The organism is Pseudarthrobacter sp. PvP090 (genome assembly GCF_040547365.1).
In the GTDB taxonomy this organism is placed as follows: domain Bacteria; phylum Actinomycetota; class Actinomycetes; order Actinomycetales; family Micrococcaceae; genus Arthrobacter.
Genome location: NZ_JBEPPO010000007.1, coordinates 110,811 through 133,459, shown reverse-complemented (window position 1 = coordinate 133,459; position 22,649 = coordinate 110,811). Strand labels below are relative to the sequence as shown.

Annotated in this window: 20 protein-coding genes; 15 read left to right on the top strand and 5 right to left on the bottom strand. The window is 67.7% G+C overall.

What is annotated here, in order from left to right; genetic code table 11:
• Positions 1–98 precede the first annotated feature (98 nt).
• Positions 99–1,226 carry a molecular chaperone DnaJ gene (gene dnaJ / locus ABIC21_RS10210; RefSeq protein WP_354350284.1) on the top strand — a complete coding sequence of 376 codons (1,128 nt, stop codon included), beginning with the start codon at positions 99–101 and terminating at the stop codon, positions 1,224–1,226.
• Positions 1,227–1,228: 2 nt separating this feature from the next.
• Positions 1,229–2,029, top strand: a complete 801-nt coding sequence (locus tag ABIC21_RS10205; RefSeq protein ID WP_354350283.1) for a 16S rRNA (uracil(1498)-N(3))-methyltransferase — start codon at positions 1,229–1,231, stop codon at positions 2,027–2,029.
• Between the two features lie 20 nt (positions 2,030–2,049).
• Here ABIC21_RS10205 and ABIC21_RS10200 read toward each other — a convergent pair whose 3' ends face one another.
• On the bottom strand, positions 2,050–2,961 hold the full coding sequence (locus tag ABIC21_RS10200) for a GerMN domain-containing protein (protein ID WP_354350282.1): 912 nt from the start codon (positions 2,959–2,961) through the stop codon (positions 2,050–2,052).
• A gap of 417 nt (positions 2,962–3,378) precedes the next feature.
• Between ABIC21_RS10200 and ABIC21_RS10195 the strand changes: the two genes are divergently transcribed.
• The 6 genes from ABIC21_RS10195 (at position 3,379) to ABIC21_RS10170 (ending at position 9,675) form a co-directional block, all read left to right on the top strand.
• Entirely contained in the window at positions 3,379–4,467 is a 1,089-nt protein-coding gene (locus tag ABIC21_RS10195; protein ID WP_354350281.1) for a PhoH family protein, read from the top strand.
• Positions 4,464–4,937 carry an rRNA maturation RNase YbeY gene (ybeY, locus tag ABIC21_RS10190; protein ID WP_354350280.1) on the top strand — a complete coding sequence of 158 codons (474 nt, stop codon included), beginning with the start codon at positions 4,464–4,466 and terminating at the stop codon, positions 4,935–4,937. The genes ABIC21_RS10195 and ybeY overlap by 4 nt, the downstream gene beginning before the upstream one ends.
• Entirely contained in the window at positions 4,934–6,265 is a 1,332-nt protein-coding gene (locus ABIC21_RS10185; protein ID WP_354350279.1) for a hemolysin family protein, read from the top strand. The genes ybeY and ABIC21_RS10185 overlap by 4 nt, the downstream gene beginning before the upstream one ends.
• The gene (gene era / locus ABIC21_RS10180; protein WP_354350278.1) at positions 6,249–7,208 is read left to right on the top strand and encodes a GTPase Era; all 960 of its coding nucleotides are present in this window, start codon (positions 6,249–6,251) and stop codon (positions 7,206–7,208) included. The genes ABIC21_RS10185 and era overlap by 17 nt, the downstream gene beginning before the upstream one ends.
• Positions 7,209–7,443: 235 nt before the next feature.
• Positions 7,444–8,892 (top strand): LCP family protein, encoded by a 1,449-nt coding sequence (locus tag ABIC21_RS10175; RefSeq protein WP_354350277.1) that lies wholly within the window; start codon positions 7,444–7,446, stop codon positions 8,890–8,892.
• A gap of 66 nt (positions 8,893–8,958) precedes the next feature.
• Positions 8,959–9,675 carry a Pr6Pr family membrane protein gene (locus tag ABIC21_RS10170; protein WP_354350276.1) on the top strand — a complete coding sequence of 239 codons (717 nt, stop codon included), beginning with the start codon at positions 8,959–8,961 and terminating at the stop codon, positions 9,673–9,675.
• Positions 9,676–9,848: 173 nt separating this feature from the next.
• On the opposite strand, the gene ABIC21_RS10165 is transcribed toward ABIC21_RS10170, so the two are convergent.
• Positions 9,849–11,801, bottom strand: a complete 1,953-nt coding sequence (locus tag ABIC21_RS10165; RefSeq protein ID WP_354350275.1) for a M13 family metallopeptidase — start codon at positions 11,799–11,801, stop codon at positions 9,849–9,851.
• A 253-nt stretch (positions 11,802–12,054) separates the two neighbouring features.
• On the opposite strand from ABIC21_RS10165, the gene leuA reads away from it, so the two are divergent.
• The 3 genes from leuA to ABIC21_RS10150 all read left to right on the top strand — a co-directional run bounded on the left by leuA (position 12,055) and on the right by ABIC21_RS10150 (position 15,500).
• On the top strand, positions 12,055–13,794 hold the full coding sequence (gene leuA / locus ABIC21_RS10160; RefSeq protein ID WP_354350274.1) for a 2-isopropylmalate synthase: 1,740 nt from the start codon (positions 12,055–12,057) through the stop codon (positions 13,792–13,794).
• Between the two features lie 120 nt (positions 13,795–13,914).
• The gene (gene recO / locus ABIC21_RS10155; RefSeq protein ID WP_354350273.1) at positions 13,915–14,670 is read left to right on the top strand and encodes a DNA repair protein RecO; all 756 of its coding nucleotides are present in this window, start codon (positions 13,915–13,917) and stop codon (positions 14,668–14,670) included.
• 2 nt (positions 14,671–14,672) lie between these two features.
• Positions 14,673–15,500: an isoprenyl transferase gene (locus ABIC21_RS10150; protein ID WP_354350272.1), complete on the top strand. Its 828-nt coding sequence runs from the start codon at positions 14,673–14,675 to the stop codon at positions 15,498–15,500.
• A 52-nt stretch (positions 15,501–15,552) separates the two neighbouring features.
• On the opposite strand, the gene ABIC21_RS10145 is transcribed toward ABIC21_RS10150, so the two are convergent.
• Both ABIC21_RS10145 and ABIC21_RS10140 read right to left on the bottom strand, forming a co-directional pair.
• Complete coding sequence (locus ABIC21_RS10145) at positions 15,553–16,605, bottom strand: alpha/beta hydrolase (protein WP_354350271.1); 1,053 nt, start codon at positions 16,603–16,605, stop codon at positions 15,553–15,555.
• Positions 16,602–17,609 carry an alpha/beta fold hydrolase gene (locus ABIC21_RS10140; RefSeq protein WP_354350270.1) on the bottom strand — a complete coding sequence of 336 codons (1,008 nt, stop codon included), beginning with the start codon at positions 17,607–17,609 and terminating at the stop codon, positions 16,602–16,604. The genes ABIC21_RS10145 and ABIC21_RS10140 overlap by 4 nt, the downstream gene beginning before the upstream one ends.
• A 67-nt stretch (positions 17,610–17,676) precedes the next feature.
• Here ABIC21_RS10140 and ABIC21_RS10135 point away from each other — a divergent pair, with 67 nt between their 5' ends.
• The gene (locus tag ABIC21_RS10135; protein WP_354350269.1) at positions 17,677–18,750 is read left to right on the top strand and encodes a quinone-dependent dihydroorotate dehydrogenase; all 1,074 of its coding nucleotides are present in this window, start codon (positions 17,677–17,679) and stop codon (positions 18,748–18,750) included.
• A 121-nt stretch (positions 18,751–18,871) separates the two neighbouring features.
• Here the strand turns inward: ABIC21_RS10135 and ABIC21_RS10130 are convergent, their stop codons facing one another.
• Entirely contained in the window at positions 18,872–19,471 is a 600-nt protein-coding gene (locus tag ABIC21_RS10130) for a DUF3043 domain-containing protein (protein WP_354350268.1), read from the bottom strand.
• 106 nt (positions 19,472–19,577) lie between these two features.
• Between ABIC21_RS10130 and ABIC21_RS10125 the strand changes: the two genes are divergently transcribed.
• The 3 genes from ABIC21_RS10125 to ctaC all read left to right on the top strand — a co-directional run bounded on the left by ABIC21_RS10125 (position 19,578) and on the right by ctaC (position 22,642).
• Positions 19,578–21,008 (top strand): dipeptidase, encoded by a 1,431-nt coding sequence (locus ABIC21_RS10125; protein WP_354350267.1) that lies wholly within the window; start codon positions 19,578–19,580, stop codon positions 21,006–21,008.
• Between the two features lie 172 nt (positions 21,009–21,180).
• A complete protein-coding gene (locus ABIC21_RS10120; protein ID WP_069951776.1) occupies positions 21,181–21,570 on the top strand; it encodes a HesB/IscA family protein in 390 nt (129 codons plus the stop codon).
• 199 nt (positions 21,571–21,769) lie between these two features.
• The gene (ctaC, locus tag ABIC21_RS10115) at positions 21,770–22,642 is read left to right on the top strand and encodes an aa3-type cytochrome oxidase subunit II (protein ID WP_354350266.1); all 873 of its coding nucleotides are present in this window, start codon (positions 21,770–21,772) and stop codon (positions 22,640–22,642) included.
• The last annotated feature ends 7 nt before the right edge of the window (positions 22,643–22,649 follow it).

Genomic DNA, 22,649 nt, shown 5'->3' with positions numbered 1-22,649 from the left:
ACCGCGTCCACCCGAGCGGCCGGACGGGCCGACACCACACTTCTTGCCCCTTACAGGCAGTGCCCCACCGGCAGTACAAAAAGGAAGAGATACACACTTTGAGCAGCCATTACGACGTTCTGGGAGTCTCCCGCGAAGCGACCGGAGAAGAGATTAAGAAGGCCTACCGCAAGCTTGCGCGGACCCTCCACCCGGACGTAAACCCCGGGGACGACGCCTCGGACCGCTTCAAGGCCGTCACCCACGCCTACGAGGTGCTGTCCGATCCGCAGAAGCGCCGGATCTACGACACCACGGGCAACGAGAACGGCACCGACAACGGCTTTGGCGGCGGCAGCTACGCCGGCCAGGGCTTCGCGTTCCAAGACATCTTCGAGACGTTCTTCGGCGCCGGCGGCCAGGCCGGTCCGGCCTCGCGGGTCCGCCGCGGCCAGGACGCCCTGATCAGCGTCCGGATCGACCTCCGCGACGCCGTGTTCGGCATCAACAAGAAACTCGAAGTGGACACGGCCGTCACCTGCCCCACCTGCGAGGGCTCATGCTGCCGTGCGGGCAGCCACCCGGAACGCTGCGACATCTGCGGCGGCAGCGGCCAGGTCCAGCGCGCCGTGCGTTCCATTCTCGGCCAGGTGATGACTGCGGCCCCCTGCGGCTCCTGCGAGGGCTTCGGCACCGTCATCAAGGACCCCTGCAACGAATGCGCCGGCCAGGGCCGGATCCGCAGCCGGCGCACCCTGACGGTCAAGGTTCCCGCCGGCGTCGCCACCGGCACCCGCATCCAGCTCTCCGGGCAGGGCGAGGCCGGACCCGCCGGCGGCCCCGCGGGAGACCTCTACGTCGAGATCCGCGTCAACAACGACGCCACGTACGTGCGCGACGGCGACGACCTGCACGCGAGCCTCAACATCCCCATGACCGCTGCCGCGCTGGGCACCGAGCTGACCCTCGAGACCTTCGACGGCCGGCAGGAGATCGATGTCAAGGCCGGCACCCAGTCCGGCGAGGTCATTACGCTCCGCGGGCTCGGCGTCACCCACCTGCGCGGCTACGGCCGCGGCGACCTCAAGGTCCACCTCCAGGTGGACACCCCCGCCAAGCTCGACGCCGCCCAGGAGGATCTGCTCCGCCAGCTCGCGAAGCTGCGCGGGGAACAGTTCAGCGAAGGGAAGCTTGCCGCGAGCGGCGGGGTCTTCGCGAAGCTGCGGGACCGGCTCGGTAACCTGTAGCGGTGAGCAACCCGGTCTTCTTCACTTCCCCCGGCACCCTGGACGGGTTGGCCCCCGGTTCCGTCTTCGTCCTTGACGGACCCGAGGCCCGCCATGCGGTCACGGTGAAGCGGCTTGCCGTGGGGGAGACCGTGGACATCGCCGACGGCGCCGGAAAACGCCTGACCGGCACCGTGTCCGCCGTCGCGCCCGGCGAACTGTCCGTGGAGTGCTCCGTACTCGCCGAGGAGCCCCGGCCCGGCGTCCGGCTCGTTTTGGTCCAGGCCCTCGCGAAGGGCGACCGGGACGAGCTCGCCGCCGAGACCGCCACCGAGCTGGGGATCGACGCCGTCGTGCCCTGGCAGGCGGAACGTTCGATTGTCCGCTGGAAGGCGGAACGAGCGGCGAAATCCCATGCCAAGTGGCAGTCGGTGGTCACCGCGGCGGCCAAGCAGGCGCGCCGTGCCTGGATCCCGGAGGTCCGCCCCGCCGTCGACGGCGCCGGGTTGCAGGCGGCAGTGGCCGCGGCGGACCTCGCCATTATCCTGCACGAGGACGCCGTGCGGCCGCTGCGCCGGGTCCTGGAGGCCTGGCAGGGCGCCGGTTCCGCGGTTGACGGCCCTGGCGACGGCTCCGGCGCCGACTCAGGCGGACGTGAGGTGCTGCTGATCGTCGGACCCGAGGGCGGCATCAGCCCGCGGGAAGTGACCAGGCTCTGCGATGCGGGCGCGGTGACAGCCCTGCTCGGGCACCATGTGCTGCGCTCATCCACGGCCGGTCCCGCCGCTACGGTCCTCGCCAGCGACATTCTCGGCCGCTGGTAGCGGCCGCTGCTACTTGACCGCTATTTGACGGAGAATCCGCGGGTGTCGACGTTCAGATCCTCGGCCGGGTTGCCCGCCTCGAGCTGTGATATGCGGACCTCATAGTTGCCGGGCCCAAGGTTGACCGACAGGCTGAACGCCCCCGACTGGCCGGCTTCAGCCGAGGCCGTGACCGTCCCGTCCAGGTACTTGGTCTCGACGGTGCCGTCGATCCGCAGTATCTCCCACCGGAGGTTGCCGCCCGGAACGGTACTGCGTCCGGAGATCTTGACCGCGCCGTCGTCCACGGAGGCCCCCTCCTGGGGATCAATGATCCACACCGGGGCGACCATCCCGGCGCCGCGTGCGGTCGGGGAGCCCAGGCGGACGTGGTTGAAGGCGACGTAGTCGGTATGGCCGTCCACGAGCACCACTACCTGGATCTGCTGGCCGGCATCGATAAGCCCCGCGCTGGCAGCGGCGGCCGTCGCGGTGTAGACGAGCTGCTGGACCGCACGCTCGGCCATGGCGGGATCCACATTGCTGTTGAAAGCGTCCGCGGACATGTCCACCGTGATGACGTTCTTGCCCGAGATGGAGCTGGCCAGTTTCTTCGGGTTCTGCCATGGCGTAAAGAAGTCCGGATCGAGCGGCTTTTGCGACATCATGACCCGGAGCGCCCGCGTGACCGGGTTGTCCTGATCCGGGACGTCACGGAACTCCCGGTACAGGAACGTGCTGTCGTTGCTCCTGCCGATCCAGTACACCGGGGCCTTGTTGGATGCCTGCGTAGTTTCCAGCGGCGCGCTCGTGGTCGGCGCCGACGCCTGTGCGGACAGGACCTGCGACGGTGCGCTGGAGTCGGTAATGCCGGTCTGGGGCGTGGCCACGCAGCCAGTGAGGGCGAGGGCCAGTGCCGCGGGCAGCGCGAGGAGCGGCGTGCGCGGATGCATCCGCCTGCCTGCCGCTGTCGGTCCAGTCCCGCGTTCCCTGATGGCCGTTGCCTTTCGCTGCTCGGTCTCGTGATCGGTCGCCCCATCCCGGCTCAAAAAGCCGTGCCCGAGGCGGATTTCCAGCATGGCATACGGGCCCGGGGAGAAAGCCAGGATTCGGCCGGCGGGCAGGAACTGCAACGGGAACGATATGAGGCCGATACGAAGTTGATACCTAAATCCGGGAACGGCGCCAGATGACGCCAGGCGGCGGCCCGACAGGCCGCCAGCCCGGCGCGGTGCGCAGCCCCGCACTGGCGTAAGATAAAGGGATCCGCTGACACCCGGAACCAGAAGGCGAGCACCGCCGTCGGAGCCGGATCAGGGGACTGACTAATTTCCGAACTGGAGGGGACCAGAGGCCCGCGGGCCAACACCATGACTGAAGCAGCGAACGGCAAGGCCCGGATCAGCGCCGGAGAGCGCGCCGCAGGTGAATTCCCCCACTCCCTACCAGGGCTGCGGACGGAGGTAGTCCTGTTCGACAATTCGGATCAGATGGTCCAGTCACTCGGCAGTCATGACGAAGCACTGCGCTTCATCGAGGCCCAGTTCCCCGCCGTCGACTTCCATGTCCGCGGCAACGAACTCGCGATCAGCGGGCCGGCCGCCGACGTGCCGCGGATCATGCGCCTGCTCAACGAGGTCCGGGGACTCGTCGCGCGGGGCACCGTCATCACCCCCGCTGTCCTGCAGCAGCTCGTGTCGATGCTCCGGAGCCAGTCGCTGCAGAACCCGGTCGAGGTGCTCACCCACAACATCCTCTCGAGCCGCGGCAAGACGATCCGGCCGAAGACGCTCAACCAGAAGAACTACGTGGACGCGATTGACGCCAACACCGTGATCTTCGGGATCGGCCCCGCCGGTACCGGCAAAACGTACCTGGCGATGGCCAAGGCCGTGCAGGCTCTGCAGCAGAAGGAAGTCACCCGGATCATCCTGACCCGTCCCGCCGTCGAGGCGGGGGAGCGGCTGGGATTCCTTCCCGGCACGCTCAGCGACAAGATCGATCCCTACCTGCGGCCCCTCTACGATGCCCTGCACGAAATGATGGACCCCGAAACCATTCCGCGGCTGATTGCCGCCGGCACCATCGAGGTCGCACCGCTGGCTTACATGCGCGGGCGCACGCTCAATGACGCCTTCATCATCCTGGACGAGGCGCAGAACACCACTCCGGAGCAGATGAAGATGTTCCTCACCCGGCTCGGCTTCGGCTCGAAAATGGTGGTCACCGGTGACGTCACGCAGGTGGACCTGCCCTTCGGGACCCGCTCCGGCCTCCGGATCGTGGAGGACATCCTGCAGGGCATCGAGGACGTCAACTTCACTGTCCTTGACGCCTCCGACGTTGTCCGGCACCGCCTGGTGGGCGACATCGTCAACGCCTACAGCGTCTGGGACGAGATCCAGAGGAACCGGGTCAAGCATTCCGTGGCCCGTGACAAGCGGGGAGAACGCGCGTGAGCATCGAGGTCAACAACGAATCCGGCATCACGGTCGACGAGGCCGAACTCGTCCGGCTGTCCCGGTTCATTTTCGAACGCCTCTTCATCCACCCGCAGGCCGAGCTGTCCATCCTGCTCGTGGACGAGCCCGCCATGGAGAAGCTGCACATCGAGCTGATGGACGAGCCGGGCTCCACGGATGTGCTCTCGGTGCCCATGGACGAGCTGACGCCCGGGACCCCGGACAAGCCCACGCCGCAGGGCATGCTGGGCGATATCGCCATCTGCCCGCAGGTCGCGGAGGTCCAGGCCATGAACGCGGGCCACTCCACCCAGGACGAAATGCTGCTGCTCGCGACGCACGGCATCTTGCATCTGCTCGGCTTCGATCACGCGGAGCCGGAAGAGAAGGACGAGATGTTCGGCCTCCAGCGCGAACTGCTTTCCGCCTTCACCGGCAAAGACGCCCCCTCCGAGACGATTCAGTGACGCCACTGATTGTCGCCGGCATGGCGCTGGTGTTCCTCAGTTTTGCCGCGTTCCTGACCGCGGCCGAATCCGCCTTCAACTACCTCTCCCGGCATGATGCCGAGGCGGCGATCCTGCACAGCCGCGGCACCGCACTCCAGCGCATCATGGCGCAGCCCGTCGCGCACATGCGGGCCCTGCGGTTCTGGCGCATCTGGTTCGATATGGCCTCAGCCGTCGCCGTGACGGTGTTGCTTAACAGCTTGCTCGACAACGTCTGGCTGTCGGGGCTGATCGCCACCGGCGTGATGGCACTGCTGGGCTTCGTCATTGTCGGGGTGTCCCCCCGGCAGCTCGGCCGGGTGCACTCGGCCGGCCTGGTCCGCTTCAGCGCCCCGCTGATCCGCTGGCTCTGCTGGGTGCTGGGGCCGATTCCCGGCTGGCTGGTCACCCTGGGCAGCGCGGTGGCCCCCGGGGCGCCCGCGGACAACGAGGCCTTCTTCAGCGAAGAGGAATTCCGCGAACTCGTGGACCGCGCCACGGAGTCCGACGTGATCGAGGACAACGAGGCTGAGCTGATCCAGTCGGTGTTCGATTTCGGGGACACCCTGGTCCGCTCCGTCATGGTGCCCCGGACCGACATCCTGAGCATCGACTCCGGGTCCAGCCTGCACCGGGCCATGTCGCTGTTCCTGCGCTCGGGCTATTCCCGGATCCCCGTGATCGGCGAGAACACGGACCAGGTTCTGGGCATCGTTTACCTCAAGGACGTGGCCGCGGTCATCCACAACCTCGCGCCCGGTCAGGAGCCGCCGGTGGTGGACCAGCTCGCCCGCGACGTGCGCTATGTGCCCGACTCCAAGCCGGTGAGTGAACTGCTGCGCGAACTGCAGAAGGAATCGACGCACGTCGCGATCGTGATCGACGAATACGGCGGCACTGCCGGGCTCGTCACCCTTGAGGACCTCATCGAGGAAATCGTCGGTGAAATCGTCGACGAATACGACACCGAGAGCGCGGAGGCGGTGGAACTCGGCGACGGAAGCTACCGGGTCAGCGCGCGGATGAGCATCGAGGACCTCGGCGAGCTGTTCGATCTCGATCTTGACGACGACGAGGTGGACACCGTGGGCGGCCTGCTCGCCAAGGCCCTCGGGCGGGTGCCGATTGTCGGCAGCATCGTCGAGGTCCACGGCCTGTCCCTCTGTGCCGACCGGCTTGAGGGCCGGCGGAACCGCGTCAGCCACATCATTGCGGCCGCCGTGCCAAAAGTAGAAACTGACCTTGAAGACCTTCTCGACGAGGCCGCACCAATCCAACAGGGAGTCTCACGTGAGCAAGCAGAATAAGTCCGACGGCGAAGCGGCCCACGGCGGCTACCGCGCCGGGTTCGCGGTGCTGGTTGGGCGCCCCAACGCGGGCAAGTCAACCCTCACCAACGCCCTGGTTGGCCAGAAAGTGGCCATCACCTCGGCCAAGCCGCAGACCACGCGCCACACCATCCGGGGCATCGTGCACCGGGACGACGCCCAGCTGATCCTGGTGGACACACCGGGCCTGCACCGCCCGCGCACCTTGCTGGGAAAGCGGCTCAACGAACTGGTCGCCGACACCCTCGCCGAGGTCGACGCGATCGGCTTCTGCCTCCCGGCCAACGAGAAGATCGGCCCGGGCGACAAGTTCATCGCCGGCCAGCTCGCCGCGATCGGCGGCAAGCCGGTCATCGCCATCGTGACGAAGTCCGACACGGTGGACCGCCAGGCCCTCACCGAGCAGCTGCTCGCCGTGGCCGCCCTGGGCCGGGAGGTCCTGGGCGAGGCTGGCTGGAAGGACATCGTCCCGGTCTCCGCCGCGGACGGTTTCCAGGTCGGCACCCTCGCCGACGTGCTGATCACCCACATGCCGCCGTCCCCGCCGCTGTACCCGGACGGCCACCTGACGGACGAGCCGGAAGCGGTGATGATCGCCGAACTCATCCGCGAGGCCGCCCTCGAGGGCGTGCGCGACGAGTTGCCGCACTCTCTGGCCGTCGTGGTCGATGAGATTGTTCCCCGCGAAGGCCGGCCCGAGGACAAGCCCTTCCTCGACGTCCGGGTCAACCTGTACGTGGAGCGTCCTTCGCAGAAGGCCATCATCATCGGCAAGGGCGGCGCCCGGCTCCGCGAAGTCGGCACCAACGCCCGCAAGGCGATCGAGGCCCTGCTCGGCGCGCGCATCTACCTTGACCTGCACGTGAAGGTCGCCAAGGACTGGCAGCGGGACCCCAAACAGCTCGTCAAGCTCGGCTTCTAGCTTTACCCCGGCGCCGGCGAGGCCTGCGCCGCTCCCATGGAGCCCGGATCGGGGATTTCCCAGATTCGGACTCTAAAATGGGCGGACCCCTGTCGTGAAAGAAGGCTCAACCGTGTCTCGACCCCGTGAAGACCGCGCAGACGGAACCGGATCCCCGGTTCGGTCAGGTTCTGCTGCCCGGCACACGGACGATCCCGCCGTCGGTCCGGCACGGCACCTGGGAGCAGTCCGCCGCATGCCCGGCTGGTTGAAGATCGGCACCGCCGTAGTCTCTATCCTGCTGGTTGGCGTCCTCGCCTTCGGCGCCTACTGGGTCCTGCGCCTGCAAGGCAACATCAGCAAGGCATCGCTGGGAGCCGGCAGCGACAAGACCGAGGGCGCCGTGGACGAATCACGGGACCGGATGCAGATCCTGATCCTGGGCTCGGACACCCGTGACGGCAAGAACGCGCAGTACGGCACGTCCGAGGATGCCACCGGCTACGGACACTCCGACGTGATGATGCTGATGGACATCTCGGCCGATAACAAGCGGGTCAGTGTGGTCAGCTTTCCCCGCGACCTGCTGGTGGACACTCCCAAGTGCACCGACCAGAAATCCAAGAAGGAGTTCCCCGCGCAGAAGAACATCATGATCAACGCGGCCATGTCGGAGGCAGGCATCGGTTGCGCCGTGGACACCGTCAACAAACTGACGGGCCTGGAAGTCGACCACTTCATGATGGCCGACTTCAACGCCGTCAAGGAGCTCTCGAACACCGTAGGCGGCGTGGAGGTCTGCATCAGCGACGCCGTGTATGACCCGGATTCGAGGCTGCGGCTCCCGAAGGGAACCTCCACGGTCCAGGGCGAGCAGGCACTGGCATTCCTGCGTACCCGGCACGCGTTCGCCGACGGCGGCGACCTCGGCAGGATCAAGGCGCAGCAGGGCTTCCTGTCCTCCCTGACGCGCAAAATGAAGGATGAGGGCACGTTGTCCAACCCCGGCAGGATGCTGGAAATCGCCGACGTCGTCACCAGGAACCTTACGATCGACGAGGGGCTCGCCTCCATCCCGACCCTGCTCACGGTCGGGAACCGGCTGAAGAACATCGACGTCGGAAAGGTCGCCTTCGTGGCGGTCCCGACGGTCCCTGCGGTGAGCGACCCGAACCGCCTGCAGGTAGCGGAGCCCGCTGCATCCCAGCTCTTCGCGGCAATGCGCAAGGACATCGACCTCACCGACCCGACGGCGACGCCGAGCCCGTCCGCGTCCCCGGACCCCAGTGCCACGTCCACTCCTACACCCGGCGAGACAGCGGCCGCCTACGACAAGGCGCAGCAGCCCGTCACCGTGGCGAACGGGTCCGGGGTTCCGGCGCGGACCCAGGAAATCATCCAGGCCCTCACTGCCGGCGGTTTCACCCAACTCGGGCAGCTGGCCGCCCAGCCGGTCGCAGCGACCGCGGTCTACTACGGTGCCGGTTATGAGGTTGTGGCCGCCGACGTTGCCGCCCTGCTCGGGATTCCGGCGACGCAGGTGCTCCCGGCCGGTGTCGCCGGCGTCCAGGTCTACCTGGGCCGCGACCTGGTGGGCGGCGCCGCAGACGCGGACGCCGCAGTGCAACTTCCCTCGGACATCGTCAACCAGACCGCCGGGGACGTCGTCTGCCAGCAGGCCAACCCGGCCCTGATCACCCGGTAGCTGAACTGCGTCTGCCCGGTACTTTAGGCTCTGGGGCTCCGCAGCAGGCAGCCCCACACTGATGCCATGAGTAGTGTGCTGACGCTGAGTCCCCCGGTCCAACGCAACCTGGGCGCCAACCGGGCGCTGCATCCGGACAGTCTCTGGATCCGCCTGGTGCGCAGCGGGGCCGGACTTGCCATGCTCGCCGCCCTCGCCCAGGAGCTCTACGACGCGACGCAGCCGGGCAACTCCGTCGACATCCCCCAGCTCATCTCCCAGTTCACGTTCCAGTCGAACCTCGTCCTCGGGCTCGTGTTCCTTGTGTCGGCCGCGCGGCCGCGTGCGCGGCTGCCCCAGTGGTGGGATCACCTCTTCGGGGCCCTCGCGTTCTACCTGGTGATGACGGGCATCATCTACGTGGTGCTCGTGGCCCCGCCTGATGAGCCGTGGTGGACGCTGGACTTGTACTGGCCGTGGATGATCACGCACCGCATCGCACCGCTGGTAGCGGGGCTTGACTGGATCCTCGTCACTCGCACCGTCCGCGGACCGTGGCCACGGCCCCTGCTCTGGCTCTGCTACCCGGTCGCGTTCCTGATCTTTTCGTGGGTGCGAGGTGCCCTTGACGGCTGGTATCCCTACGACTTCCTCGACCCGAGGCTCGAAGGCGGCTGGCCGGCAGTGATCGCCACGAGCGTCCAGGTGCTCGCCGCGTTCCTCATAGTCGGGGTGCTCGCGCACCTTGCCGGCAATGCCCGGGTGGGACTCGCTCGCGGACCCGGAAAGGAGTCCCGTCCTTAGCAGCCAGTCCTGGCTGACTCGATCCCGGGGTCACGCGCGTGGCCGTGCCCGCCATGTTCCTCGCCGCGTGCTCCCAGCCCGCGGGCCAAAGGGGGCCGTCGTCATCAACTGCTTCGTCGAATTCTGACGGCGCGGGGTGGCGGTCATGGGCTAATCCGGAAACCGACGGCTGCTTACCAGATGCTGACGCGCTCGTCCGCGGGCATCCACATACCGTCCTGCTCCGCCGTGCCAAATGCCTCGTGGAAGGCGTCGAGGTTCTTGGCGATCTGGTTGGTGCGGAACTCGTTGGGGGAGTGCGGGTCCGTGGCGATCCGGCGGATCGCTTCCTCGTTCCGGATGACCTGCCGCCAGCTGGCAGCCCAGGATGCGAAGAAGCGCTGCACGCCGGTCAGGCCGTCCAGTACCGGCGGCTCCTGGCCGCCGAGACTGATCAGGTAGGCCTTGTATGCAATCGTCAGGCCGCCGAGGTCGCCGATGTTCTCGCCCAGGGTCAGTTTGCCGTTGACGTAGTGGCCGGGCGCCGCGGCGGGGGTGAGCGCATCGAACTGCGCCACCAGCCTGGCGGCCAGCGACTCGAAGGCGGTGCGGTCGTCCTCTGTCCACCAGTTGCGGAGCAGTCCGCTGCCGTCGTACTGGGAGCCCTGGTCGTCGAAGCCGTGGCCGATTTCGTGGCCAATGACGGCGCCGATGCCGCCATAGTTGACCGCGTCGTCGGCGTCGGCGGTGAAGAACGGCGGCTGCAGGATCGCTGCGGGGAAGACGATCTCGTTGAGCAGCGGGTGGTAGTACGCATTCACCGTCTGCGGCGTCATCAGCCACTTTTCCCGGTCCACGGGCTTGCCCACCTCATCAAGGTGCCGGTCGACGTCGGCGCTGTGCGCGCGCTCCACATTGCCGAGCAGGTCCGACGGGTCGATCTCCACCGCGGAGTAGTCGATCCACTTGTCCGGGTAGCCGATCTTGGCCCGGAACGAATCGAGCTTCTTCAGCGCCTCGTGTTTCGTGTCCTCGCCCATCCAGGCCAGGCCGGTGATGGATTCGCGGTACGCCTCGATCAGGTTCGCGACCAGCGACTCCATCCGGGCCTTGTGCGTCTCCGGGAAGTGCCGGGCCACGTAGATCTGGCCCACGGCTTCGCCCAGTGCGGCCTCGACGACGGCGACCCCGCGCTTCCACCGGTCCTTGTTGCGCGGCGTGCCGCTGAGCGTGGTGCCGTAAAAGGAGAAGTTTGCGTCCACCAGCGCGGAGGAGAGGTACGGTGCGGCGGCGCTGACGACGCGGAGGGCCAGCCATTCCTGCCACACGGAGAGCGGCTCGGAGTCCAGCAGGGACGCCGCCCCGCCGAAGAAATCCGGGGTGCTCACCACCAGTTCGGTGCGCTTCTGCGGCGTGATGGCGGCCGCGTCGAACCAGATCGTGAGGAGCGGGAAGAGCTCCGTGGCCTCGTCGGCGGATTTCAGGTTGTAGGTCTTCTGCGGATCCCGAAGGGTGACTTTGTCCCAGTGGTGCGAGGCAAGCGCCGTCTCGAGCGCCACGACGCGGGCGGCCGCTCCCGCCGGGTCAGCGACGCCGGCCAGGGTGAAAACGGTCGCTACATGGTCCGTGTAGGCATGGACCACCGCGGCGAACTTCTCGTCGCGGTAATACGATTCGTCCGGCAGACCCAGCCCGCCCTGGCCGGTGTAGAGCAGGATCCGGTCCGGGTTGCCGGCGTCGGGGGCGGGATAGATGTAGAAGAGGCCGCCCACGTCCGCGCGGAACAAGCGCCCGGAGAGGGCCACGAGTTCCGCGGCGGTCCGCGTGGCGAACACCTCGGCCAGCCGCGGCCGGATCGGTTCCAGCCCCTTGGCCTCCACCGCAGCCTCGTCCATGAAGCTGTTGTACAAGTCCCCGATCTTCTGCTCGATCCCGGTGGACTCCGCGCCGCGGGCGGCCGCGTCCTCGATGATCTCCTTCACCGCAAGCTCCGAGCCGTCCCGCAGCGCCGTGAACGTGCCCTCCAGGGGCCGGTCGTCCGGGATTTCGGTGCTCTTGAGCCAGGTGCCGTTGACATGCTGGTACAGGTCATCCTGCGGCCGGATACCGGCGTCGATATTGGACAGGTCGATCCCCGAAAGTGGCACGGATGCTCCTTTGAGAGGCAGCCCGGGACCGCCCTGTTGCGGGTCGCCGGGTCTGCATGGTGGACGTTGCGGAGGTGTGGCTCCTTCATCTTACGCACCCGTGTTACTGTGAAAAGGTGCGCGCAGAACTGCTTCTTCTTAGCTGCCGCGGCGAGGCCTCAGACGCGATCTAGCGCAAGGCCCACCCTCGCTGCGGAGTTTGTGTTGCCCGGCCACCCTTTCATCAGGAATCACAGAAAAGGCCCCGATTGTAATGCGAAACGCACAGAAGCCCTCCGGAATGCCCGTCCACCGCTACGTCCCGTTCCAGGACCTGATCACGGTTGAACTGCCGGACCGCACCTGGCCGGACAAGGTCATCACCAAAGCCCCGCGCTGGTGCGCCGTGGACCTGCGCGACGGCAACCAGGCCCTGATCGACCCGATGAGCCCCGCCCGCAAACTGAAGATGTTCCAGCTGCTGGTCCAGATGGGCTACAAGGAAATCGAAGTCGGGTTCCCCTCCGCCTCGCAGACGGACTTCGACTTCGTTCGCCAGCTGATCGAGGGCAACCACATCCCGGACGACGTCACGATCCAGGTCCTGACCCAGGCCCGCGAGCACCTGATCGAGCGGACCTACGAGTCCCTCGTCGGCGCCAAGCAGGCCATCGTGCACCTGTACAACTCGACTTCGGTCCTGCAGCGCAGGGTCGTCTTCAACCAGGACGAGGACGGCATCCTGGACATCGCCCTGCAGGGCGCACGACTGTGCAAGAAGTACGAAGAGACCCTGCAGGACACGCACATCACCTATGAGTACTCGCCGGAATCCTTCACCGGGACCGAGCTGGAGTATGCCGTGCGGGTCTGCAACGCCATCGCCGACGTGTTTGAGGCCTCCGCCGACAGCCAGGTCATCATCAACCTGCCGGCGACGGTGGAAATGGCCACCCCCAACGTCTACGCCGACTCCATTGAGTGGATGAGCCGCAACCTGCACCCGCGGGAGGGCATCATCCTGTCCCTGCACCCGCACAATGACCGCGGAACGGGCGTCGCGGCCGCCGAGCTGGGCTACCTGGCCGGCGCGGACCGGATCGAAGGGTGCCTGTTCGGCAACGGCGAGCGGACCGGCAACGTGGACCTGGTGACACTGGGCCTGAACATGTTCGTCCAGGGCATCGACCCGATGATCGACTTCTCCGACATCGACGAAGTCCGCCGCACCGTGGAGTACTGCAATCAATTGCCCGTGGCCGAGCGCACACCTTACGGCGGGGACCTCGTCTTCACCGCATTCTCCGGCTCGCACCAGGACGCCATCAAAAAAGGCCTGGAAGCGCTCGAGAAGGATGCGGCCGCGGCAGGCAAGGAAGTTGCGGACTACCCCTGGCAGGTCCCGTACCTGCCGGTCGACCCGAAGGACCTCGGCCGCAGCTACGAGGCCGTCATCCGGGTCAACTCCCAGTCGGGCAAGGGCGGCGTCGCCTACCTGCTGAAGAACGAGCACAACCTGGACCTGCCGCGGCGCGCCCAGATCGAATTCTCCGGTGTCATCCAGAAGCAGACCGACACCGTGGGCGGGGAAGTCAGCGGCGCCCAGCTCTGGCAGGTCTTCCAGGATGAGTACCTGCCCTCCGGCGCGGCCGACGCGCAGTGGGGACGCTACGCCCTCGGCCCGTTCAGCACCGAGACGGACGAAGACGGTTCCATGACGCTGCACGCAGCGCTGAAGATCGACGGCACCCCGGTCCACCGCACCGGCACCGGCAACGGTCCGATCGCGGCGCTGTTGAGCATCCTGCGCGAAGACGGCGTCGACGTCCGGGTGCTGGACTACAGCGAACATGCCCTGTCCGAAGGCGGCAGCGCCCTCGCCGCGGCCTACGTCGAATGCGCCGTGGGGGAGCGGGTGCTGTGGGGCGTCGGGATCGACGCCAACACGTCGACGTCCTCGCTCAAGGCCGTCATCTCCGCCGTGAACCGCGCCATCCGGGACGCCCGCGCCTGAGCAGGCCGGCACTGCGCCGCCGGGTCCTCCGGCGGCGCAGTTCTCCTGAAATGCGGCCTTCCTAAAAGCGGCGTATCCCGATAGGCAGCGTTTCCTCCAAAGACAGTGCGAAGATTAACCGTGGCCCAACCCTCTTCCTTTGCCTCCCGCGCTTACCGTGATGACGGCGTCATCCTGCGCACCCACAAGCTGGGCGAAGCGGACCGCATCATCACCATCCTCACCAAGCACCACGGCCAGGTCCGCGCGGTGGCCAAGGGTGTCCGGCGCACGAGCAGCCGCTTCGGCGCCCGGCTGGAACCCTTTATGGTCGCGGACCTCCAGCTGATTTCGGGCCGCACCCTGGACATCGTCACGCAGGCCGTCGCCAAAGGGGCCTACGGGGGCAACATCGCCGCGGACTACGGCCGGTACACCGTGGCTGCGGCCATGACGGAGACGGCGGAGAAGCTCACCGACGTCGACGGCGAAGCGGGCACGGCCCAGTACAACCTCCTCGTCGGGGCCCTGGCCTCGTTGAGCCGCGGCGACCACAGCCCGGAACTCATCCTCGATTCATACCTGCTGCGCGCCCTCGCGACCGGCGGCTGGGCTCCGAGCTTCACCGACTGTGCCCGCTGCGGGGCCCGGGGGCCGCACACTGCGTTCTCGGCTCCGCTCGGCGGCATGGTGTGCGCCGACTGTCGGCCGCCGGGATCTCCCGCGCCGGCCGCGGAAACCGTCCTCCTGCTCGGCGCGCTGCTCACCGGGGACTGGACGGCGGCGGACGCGTCCGTCCCCCTGCACCGCCGCGAGGCCGCGGGCCTCGTGGCCAGCTACCTGCAGTGGCATCTGGAACGTGTCCTTAAATCCCTCAAACATGTGGAGCGAACGTAACTGTGGCGTTGGGTAAAAAGAAGAATCCGGTCCGGCAGCGGAGCACCCCCGTGGTGCGCCCGTACCCGCACCCCTCCGGAGCCGTGCCCCCGGCGATCCCGGCGGAGTTCATTCCCCGCCACGTGGCGATCGTGATGGACGGCAACGGACGCTGGGCCAACCAGCGCGGCCTGCCCCGGATCGAAGGCCACAAGGCGGGGGAGCCGGCCCTCCTGGACGTGATGGCCGGGGCGATCGAGCTCGGCATCGAGCATGTGAGCGTCTACGCCTTCTCCACCGAAAACTGGCGCCGCTCGCCCGAGGAAGTGCGCTTCCTGATGGGATTTAACAAGGACGTGCTACGTCGCCAGCGCAACCAGCTCGACGAGTGGGGCGTGCGGATCCGCTGGTCCGGCCGGCGTCCCCGGCTCTGGGGCTCGGTCATCCGGGAACTGGAGGACGCCGAGGACTTCACCCGCGGCAACAGCACGTGCACCTTGAACATGTGTGTTAACTACGGGGGGCGTGCCGAAATCGCGGATGCGGTGTCCGCCATCGCGGAGGAAGTGGCCGCAGGGCGGCTCAAGCCGGGCGCCATCACCGAGAAGACGATCCAGAAATACCTGGACGAGCCCGACCTGCCGGACGTGGACCTGTTCCTGCGCAGCTCCGGCGAGCAGCGGCTCTCCAACTTCATGCTGTGGCAGTCGGCGTATGCGGAGTTCGTCTTTATGGACACGCTGTGGCCCGACGTGGACCGGCGCACCCTGTGGGACGCCGTCGAGATCTACGCACAGCGGGACCGCCGCTACGGCGGTGCCGTGGACGCGGCCCCCGCCGGCCCGGCCTGACCCCGAGGGCACCGGCCTGGCCCTGAGGGTGACGGCCCGGTAGTCCGTTCCCTCAGCCCGGGTACAGGCTGAGCCAGAGGACGAGGTCGTCGTAGGCTTCCTGCCGCACCGCCCGGCGGGACAGGAAGACGTCGTGGATCGCCCCAGGGTACCGGAAGACCGCCGTGCGGCGGCCCAGCTTGAGCGCACTGCGCGCCGTTTCCTCGACATCGATCACGGCGTCGAGTCCCATGAGTTCCTCGGACCATTCGGCCTGGATCCCGGTGCGTCCGGACAGCATCACCAGGACCGGTGAGCGGATGTCGAGCCGCTGCGCCACGGCCGCGTGGCCGGCCAGGACTGCCTTCATCCAGCCGGGCCGGACGGGGAACGATTCCCGCGGACGCCACGCGGGATCCAGGACCCATTCGCCGTGGGCGGTCTCGCCCACGCTGTCCCAGTAACCGGGCATGCTGGGCATCAGGAGTGCCCGGCGCGGGTCGGCGCGCGCCAGCGGCTCCACCAGATGCACCGCGATGTTCCGGATCAGGCTGCTGCCCTGGAGTTCCAGCCAGGGGGCATTGAGGACCAGCGTGCCAAGCTTCGCCGGGTTCCGGTCCGCCCACAGCGCCGCCACGAGGCCGCCAAGGGAATGCGCGAGCAGGTGCACCGTCGGCGCCGCGGAACTGCCGGTACGCCCGGCGATGTCGGCGCCGATCGCGGCCAGCGCCGCTGCGATGTCCTCGTCGTAGATGGCCAGGTCGGTGGTGTAGCCGGGGGTCTGCCAGTCCCGGAGGCTGCGCCCGAACTTCCGCAGGTCCAGGGCGTAGAAGTGGAAACCGCTGGCAACGAGGTGATCGGCGAGTTCGGCCTGCAGGAAATAGTCCGCCCAGCCGTGCAGGTAGAGGACCACCTTCGCCGGTGCCTGCGCGGCAGGAACGGCCCGTCCCACGGCGGCCGGGCCCGCTGCCGCCACCCCGGCCGCAGCTCCGTCCGGGCCGGCATGCCGCACCAGGGTCGCGACAACGGGCCCCTCGTCGTCCGGCGCCAGCGGCAGTTCCAGGCTCGCGAAGCGGCTGCCCAGCACATCTTCGCGCCACAGCGGCCGCACCCCGGCGAGAGTCACGCGGCGCCGCCGTCGTCCAGCACGTAGGCGCGGAGCCAGCGGGCCAGCCGGACATAGGCGTCGGCGCGGACGCGCGGGGCGGACAGGAACACATCATGCAGGGCGCCGTCGATCCGTTCCAGCGTGACGGTACGGCCCAGGCTGAGGGCCCGCAGGGCAATGGTGTTGACGTCCAGGACCGCATCGGTGCGCCGCATCGATTCCTTCCAGAACATCCCGTTGGCGCTGGCCCCGGAGATCAGGACCAGGATCGGGACGCTGATGTTCAGTCCCCGCGCCACCCGCGACTGCCCGCTGAGGACCGCGCTCAGCCAGCCGGCCCTGACAGGGAACGCCCGGGGCGGGCGGTAGTTGTCATCCAGTGTCCATTCGCCCTCCGCGGCGCTGCTGACGCTGCGCCAGTAAAAGCCGCGTTCGGGCAGCCGGATGACGGCTTCGGGCCGGAACCGCGCGAGCGGTTCCACCATGGTCCGCGCCGCGCGGCGCACGGCCGGGCTGCCGTGCATCTCCAGCCACGGGCTGTCGAGGATCAGCTGCGAGACCATCCCCGGATGTCGGCTGGCCCACAGCGCGGCAATCAGTCCGCCGGTGGAATGCCCCATCAGCGCCACCGTCGGCGGGCCTTCGGCCCCGGTATGCAAGGAGGCGATGATGCCAATCGCCGCGGTGATCTCGGCGTCGTAGTCGTCCAGGTCGGCCACATAGCCGCCGTGCGCGCCGGCCTGGAGGCTCCGCCCGTGGTTGTGCATGTCCAGGGCGAAAAACGCGAAGCCCTGGCCGGCCCAGAACTCTGCGAGTTCCTCGTTGAAGAAGTAGTCACTCCAGCCGTGCAGGAACAGCACGGCGCGGGGGCGTCGCTCTGCGGCCACACGCGCGTCGGCGGCACTCCCAGCGCCGGGAACGTGCCGGACCAACGTGGCGGTTCGTTCGACGCCGTCGGGGCCGGCAGCCGGGACGGTGCAGGCTTCGAAGTCGTCGCCGAGGATATCGGGGACCCATTCCATGGCTTCATGCTAGCGCCCGGTGGCCTCCGGGTTTGGTCTGCGCCGCCGGAACCGCAAAACTAGAGCCATGCGCGTATATCCGACTTTCTTCCGGCTGGCCTTCTCATGGATGGACGCCGAACGCGCCCACAGGATCGGCTTCAAGGCCATCCGGCTCGTCCACTCCTGCGGCGCCGGACGGGTGCTGCAAAAGTTCACCGCCCCGGCCGCCTCCCTCCAGACCCATGCGTTCGGCCTGACCTTCCCCTCCCCGTTCGGCCTGGCGGCCGGATTCGACAAGGAGGGCCACGGCATCGAGGCCCTCACGGAGCTGGGATTCGGCCATGTGGAGGTCGGCACCATCACCGGCCAGGCCCAGCCCGGGAACCCCGCGCCGAGGCTCTTCCGCCTGGTCGAGGACCGGGCTGTGATCAACCGGATGGGCTTCAACAATGACGGCGCCGCCGCCGTGGCGCCCCGCCTGAAGTCCGCCCGCGCCGCGCTGCAGCGCCGCCACCCCGGCGTCCGCCCGGTGATCGGCGTCAACATCGGCAAGAGCAAGGTCGTTGAACTTGAGAACGCCGTGGCCGACTACCTCATCAGCGCCCGCAGCCTGGCGCCCGCCGCCGACTACCTCGTGGTCAACGTCAGCTCCCCGAACACCCCGGGACTGCGGCTCCTCCAGGATGTTGAGACACTGCGCCCGCTGCTGGCGGCCGTGGGGGAGGCGGCGGACCAGGCGTCCGGACGCCACGTCCCGCTGCTGGTCAAGATCGCCCCGGACCTCAGCGATGAGGACATCGACGACGTCGCGCTCCTGGCCCTGGACCTGAACCTGGACGGAATCATCGCCACCAACACCACCGTCGCCCGCACCGGGCTGTCCGCCAGCGCCGACAAGGTCGCTGCCTGCGGCGCCGGCGGGCTCTCCGGTGCACCGTTGAAGCAGCGGTCGCTGGAGGTGCTGGCCCGGCTGAAGGCGGCCACCGGCGGCAGGCTGACCCTGGTGTCCGTGGGCGGCGTCGAAACCGCGCAGGACGTCCAGCAACGGCTCGACGCCGGCGCCACCCTCGTGCAGGGATACACGGCATTCCTCTATGAAGGACCGTTCTGGGCCGCCCGCATTAACCGGCTGCTCGCGAAGCACCCGTCCCGGCGCTGAACCGCCCCGCACCGGACTGCCCCGCACTGTACTGAACACCACAAGCCGTCGCCCCGAATGCCGGGGGACGACAAAGCCCCCGGCAGTCAGACTGCCGGGGGCTTCGTGTTGATTGCGCGAATCAGGCGGGGTGTTCGCCGCGCTTGACGAGGGGCTTGGGAAGACGCAGTCGGCGGTACTGGAGGGAGCGCATGGAGCCGTACCAGACGGTGCCGCGCTCCACGTCGCCGAACTTCTGCTCCAGGCGCTTCTTGAGCTTCCGGGACAGGATGAACACGTCCACGAAGACGGCCAGGAACATCACCCAGAACCCGCCCAGGACGTAGATCATCTGTTCGCTGGAGGACGGGACGAGGAGTGAGACGATCACGAAGATCAACGCGCCGAACATCAGGTATTCGCCGAGGCTGAAGCGGGCATCCACATAGTCACGGGCGAAACGCTTCTGCGGGCCCTTGTCCCGCAGCGGCAGGAACCGCTCGTCGCCGGTGTCCATGGCCTGGCGCATCTTCAGCCGCTGCTCCTGGACGGCTGCACGCTCTGCGGCCTTGGAGGCCTTGCGGTCCTCCGGCACGAGGGGCCGCTTGCGGGCCGCCACCTGCGCGCTGCGCTTGGGCGTGGGCGCGCCCTTGCCGAGGGCGGTGTCCCGGGCTGCTGCCCCGGCCGCCTGCTGGTCAACTATGTCCTGCGCCGATGGCGCTTCTTTTTTACGTCCAAACACCCCTACAGAATACCCCGGTGCGGCCCGCGCGAGACCCAGCCCACACGGCATATGACCCGCCGCGGTCCTGTTTGAAGTGATCCGCGGCACCGGTAGTGTTCTGGCCATGACTTCATCACCCGCGGGGAACCCGCAAACCGCTACTGCCCGGGTCGGAAACGTCGACACCGAGGCCCTCCGCCAGGCCGTTACCGAATCGTTCGACACCACGATCGCCCAATTGACGGAGCTCGTCGCCATCCCGGGCATCGCCTGGCCCAGCTTCGACCCCGCCCCGCTGAACGCCAGCGCCGACGCCGTCGCCGGACTGGTCCGTGCCAGCGGCTTCGACGACGTCCGGATCCTGCGCTGCGACAAGGAGGACGGCACGCCCGGCGGCCCGGCCGTCGTCGCCCGCCGTCCGGCCGCCGCGGGCAAGCCGACCATCCTGCTGTACGCGCACCACGATGTGCAGCCCACCGGCGACCTGGCGCTGTGGGAGACGGAGCCGTTCACCGCCGTCGAGCGCGACGGTCGGCTGTACGGGCGCGGCGCGGCCGACGACAAGGCCGGGATCCTCGCGCACATCGCCGCCTACTCGGCCGTCACCCGCGTGCTGGGCGACGACCTCGGCCTGGGCGTCACGTTCTTCTTTGAGGGGGAGGAGGAAGCCGGCTCCCCGACGTTCCGCACGTTCCTGGAAACCCACCGGGAACTGCTGCGCGCCGATGTGATCGTCGTGGCCGACTCCAGCAACTGGAAGGTCGGCATCCCCGCACTCACCACCAGCCTCCGCGGCCTGGTCGACGGCACCATCGAGGTCAAGGTCCTGGACCACGCCGTCCACTCCGGCATGTTCGGCGGCCCCGTGCTGGACGCCCCGACCCTGCTCTCCCGGCTGATCGCCACCCTCCACGACGACGCGGGCAACGTGGCGATCGCCGGCCTGGCCGGCCGGGACGACGTCACCGTCGACCTCTCCGAGGAGCAGTACCGCGCCGATGCCTCCGTGCTCGACGGCGTTCGGCTCGCCGGCACCGGGACGATCGCCTCGCGGATGTGGACCAAGCCTGCCCTGTCGATCATCGGCTTTGACGCCCCCGCCGTGGACGTCGCCTCCAACACCCTCCTGCCCCGCGCACGCGCCAAGTTCAGCCTGCGGCTGGCGCCCGGCCAGGATCCGGCCGAGGCGATGGACGCCGTCCGCCGGCATGTGGAAACCAACGCGCCGTTCGGCGCCCACGTCATCTTCACGCCGGGGGAGAGCGGCAACGCCTTCCTCACGGACACCACCTCAAAGGCTGCCAGCGTCGCGATGTGGGCGCTCGGCGAGGCGTGGGGCGTTCCGGCGGTGGAGACCGGGATCGGCGGCTCCATTCCGTTCATTGCCGACCTGACCGAGCTGTACCCGGACGTGCAGATCCTGGTCACCGGCGTCGAGGATCCCGATTCCCGGGCGCACAGCGCCAACGAATCCCTCCACCTCGCGGACTTCCGGAACGCTATCGTGGCCGAAGCCCTGATGCTGGCCCGCCTGAACGAGGAAGGACTGGCCTGAGCGGACCGGCCCGGGGTGTTCCCCAGGGAACATCCAGCCTTCTGGGACGGTTACGTCAGGAGTTAGAGCTACAGGGCTGATCGACGTAGCATGTAGCTATAGCCCGTACCGTTCAAGTAGGGGCGGGTGCCGCGGGAGCGGCGCCGCCACCACCGTCGTTAGAAGGTAGGCCATGAGCACTACAACCAATGAAAACAGCGCCGACACCACCGCCACGGCGGGCGGGGAACTGGCCACGCACGAGGTCAAGCTGACCGACGTCGCCGCCGGCAAGGTCCGCAGCCTGCTCGAGCAGGAAGGCCGCACCGATCTGCGCCTCCGCGTGGCTGTGCAGCCCGGCGGTTGCTCTGGCCTGATCTACCAGCTCTACTTCGACGAGAGGCTCCTCGACGGAGACGCCGTCCGCGACTACGACGGCGTTGAAGTCGTTGTCGACAAGATGAGCGTCCCGTACCTCAGCGGTGCCAGCATCGACTTCGAGGACACCATCTCCAAGCAGGGGTTCACCATCGACAACCCCAACGCCGGCGGCTCCTGCGCCTGCGGTGATTCCTTCCACTAAGGCCGGGCAATCTGCCCGGCCTTAGTGCCGCAGGATCCATAACGAGCGGGCCCGGTAAAAAGGTCCCGACGCACGGCGCGGACATGTGGGCGAAAACTCGCGGGGAGCGGTAAGCTCTACACCGAGTAGTAAAACTTTTAGTGTGCCCTGACCGCCATTTTGCGGCCCGGGCGACAGCAACAAGTAGGAAGGGCCGTCTGTGAGTTCGCAGAACCGAACCGGCAGCCGACGCAAACAGATCACTACGATCACTGGCTTGGCACTCGCCGGCGCGTTGGCTTTGACTGGATGTTCACCAGAGGTACAGAAAGGGTGGCTGCCCACTGAGCGTGGCACCACCAACCACACTGACCGCATCATGGACCTCTGGGTCAACTCATGGATTGCCGCCCTGATCGTGGGTGTTATTACCTGGGGCCTGATGATCTGGTGCATCGTGGCCTACCGGCGCCGCAAAGGCACCGTCGGGTTCCCGCGGCAGAACAGCTTCAACCTGCCCCTCGAGGTCTTCTACCTGACGATCCCGCTGTTCATGGTCCTGGTGTTCTTCTACTTCACCGACCGCGACCAGCAGGCGATCGACAACCGTGCCGAGCCGGCCGACGTCGTCGTTGACGTCCGCGGCAAGCAGTGGGCGTGGGACTTCAACTACAAAAAGGGCGACGTCATCCGCGAGGATGTCCACGAAGCCGGCGTCCAGGCGCACCTCACCGGTGAGGAAGTGGACAAGGAAAAGCTGCCCACCCTGTACCTCCCGGTCAACAAGTCGGTTGACGTGGAGCTGAATGCCCGCGACGTCATCCACTCCTTCTGGGTCCCCGCCTTCCTGCAGAAGCGCGACATGATCCCCGGAAAGACCAACTACATCAGGTTCACCCCCACCAAGGAGGGAACCTACGACGGCAAGTGCGCCGAACTCTGTGGCGAATACCACTCCGAAATGCTGTTCCGCGTGAAGGTCGTCTCCGACGCCGAGTTCCAGGCGCACCTGGAGAAGCTGCGCCAGGACGGCAACACGGGCCTGCTCGGCGAAGAGTACGACCGCAACCCGGCCCCGACCGAAACCAAGTAAGGGGAGC

What these genes read in the sequence shown, in the direction of transcription:
- ABIC21_RS10135 (WP_354350269.1), top strand. Translation starts at nt 17,677, where the DNA reads ATGCGCGTATATCCGACTTTCTTCCGGCTGGCCTTCTCATGGATGGAC.
- ABIC21_RS10200 (WP_354350282.1), bottom strand. Translation starts at nt 2,961, where the DNA reads ATGCATCCGCGCACGCCGCTCCTCGCGCTGCCCGCGGCACTGGCCCTC.
- ABIC21_RS10120 (WP_069951776.1), top strand. Translation starts at nt 21,181, where the DNA reads ATGAGCACTACAACCAATGAAAACAGCGCCGACACCACCGCCACGGCG.
- ABIC21_RS10175 (WP_354350277.1), top strand. Translation starts at nt 7,444, where the DNA reads ATGCCCGGCTGGTTGAAGATCGGCACCGCCGTAGTCTCTATCCTGCTG.
- leuA (WP_354350274.1), top strand. Translation starts at nt 12,055, where the DNA reads ATGCGAAACGCACAGAAGCCCTCCGGAATGCCCGTCCACCGCTACGTC.
- ABIC21_RS10195 (WP_354350281.1), top strand. Translation starts at nt 3,379, where the DNA reads ATGACTGAAGCAGCGAACGGCAAGGCCCGGATCAGCGCCGGAGAGCGC.
- ABIC21_RS10170 (WP_354350276.1), top strand. Translation starts at nt 8,959, where the DNA reads ATGAGTAGTGTGCTGACGCTGAGTCCCCCGGTCCAACGCAACCTGGGC.
- ABIC21_RS10140 (WP_354350270.1), bottom strand. Translation starts at nt 17,609, where the DNA reads ATGGAATGGGTCCCCGATATCCTCGGCGACGACTTCGAAGCCTGCACC.
- ABIC21_RS10125 (WP_354350267.1), top strand. Translation starts at nt 19,578, where the DNA reads ATGACTTCATCACCCGCGGGGAACCCGCAAACCGCTACTGCCCGGGTC.